Source organism: Protofrankia sp. CiP1_Cm_nod4, assembly GCF_982290645.1.
Genome location: NZ_CEVIVC010000133.1, coordinates 4810 through 6174, shown reverse-complemented (window position 1 = coordinate 6174; position 1365 = coordinate 4810). Strand labels below are relative to the sequence as shown.

General features: G+C 71.1%; 2 protein-coding genes. Both read right to left on the bottom strand.

What is annotated here, in order from left to right; all coding sequences use genetic code 11:
* Positions 1 to 60: 60 nt before the first annotated feature.
* Entirely contained in the window at positions 61 to 708 is a 648-nt protein-coding gene (locus tag AC5LSR_RS19545; RefSeq protein WP_493468784.1) for a LytR C-terminal domain-containing protein, read from the bottom strand.
* Positions 709 to 716: 8 nt separating this feature from the next.
* Complete coding sequence (locus tag AC5LSR_RS19540) at positions 717 to 1142, bottom strand: DUF3263 domain-containing protein (RefSeq protein WP_250286062.1); 426 nt, start codon at positions 1140 to 1142, stop codon at positions 717 to 719.
* Positions 1143 to 1365 lie beyond the last annotated feature (223 nt).

The window sequence follows — 1365 nt, the reverse complement described above, 5'->3', positions numbered from 1 at the left end:
GTGCCGCTGGTACCGGGTGTGCCGCTGCTGCCGGGTGTGGGAGTCATGGGCTCAGGTCCGTCACTCGGGCGGGTCGATCTGGAAATCCTTGGTGATGACAAGGATGAGCGGGTCGTCCGAGTTGAAGTGCGCGCTCTTGGGAGCCGCGGCTCTGACATCCGGGATCAGCTCCTGCAGGGTCTCGGCGGCGGCCTTCTGCTCCGGCTCGTAGAACACGGTGGGTACCGCGACGTTGTACGCCGCGTTGTAGTTGCCGACCCGGGTCACCGTGAAGCCGGCGGCTTCCAGCCGGGCCCGGGCAGCGTCGGCGAGCCCCGGCTCCCTGGAGTTGTTCAGGATCACGACGGGGGCGAAGACGCGTTTCGGCGCGGCCGACGGCGGGACGGGAGCAACCGCCTTCGGCGGCTGTGACGTTCCTGCCGGTAACGGACGGGCGCTCGTCGCCGGCGCGGCAGGTGCCGCCGACGCGGCCGTGGACGCACCGCCGACGGGCCGCACGGCCCCGGCCGCGACCGTGGCCGGAGCCGGTGAAGCGGTCGCGGCGGCGGCCGCGGTGTCCGGCGAGGGGTCGTTGACCAGGTCGATGGCCAGGATGCAGCCGAGCACGGCGAGTACGGCGACGGCCCCGGCGACGATCCCGTGCAACCGGTCCCCCCGGCGCAGCCGCGGTGGCCGAGGAGGGGCCGCGGAGGAGATGGTCTCGGTCACCGCGGTGCTCAGATCTCGGCCGAGCCGGGGCGGCCGGTGTGGCCCGAGCGCGCTCGCCGGCGGGTTGCCCGCAGTCTGCGCAGCCGTCTGACCAGCATGGGGTCGGCGGCGAGCGCGGCCGGGGAGTCGATCAGGGCGTTCAGGATCTGGTAGTAGCGGGTCGCGGAGATACCGAACTCGGCGCGGATCGCGGTCTCCTTGGCGCCCGCGTACCGCCACCAGTGGTGCTCGAACTCCAGCACCCGGCGCTGGCGGTCATCGAGCGCGACCGCCGGGCCGGCCGTGTCTGGATCGTGCGCTGGTTGCGAATGGTGATCGGATGGTGTCGCCTGGTGGCCGGATTCCGGCGGGCCGGACGATGCGGGCGTCCGCACGGGATCGTGCGGGCCCTGGAAGGCCTGCGATTCGGGCGCCAGGACGTGAGCGGTGTTCACTTTGATGATCAACCTCCTCTGGCGGGGATCCGCGAATCACAGGAATGTGCTTCGCCGTCCACTATTTCAGAGGCTGGGTCCGACAACTTCGGCCGAGCCGGTCGACACGCGGGATCCTCCCTCGTCAGCCCCGCCTGCCTGGCACCGTATGAAGAAGATCACGCCTTCGGATGGAGCCGGTCATCGTCGCCGTCCGCGTGCCGCCCGTCCCATACTGTCATGC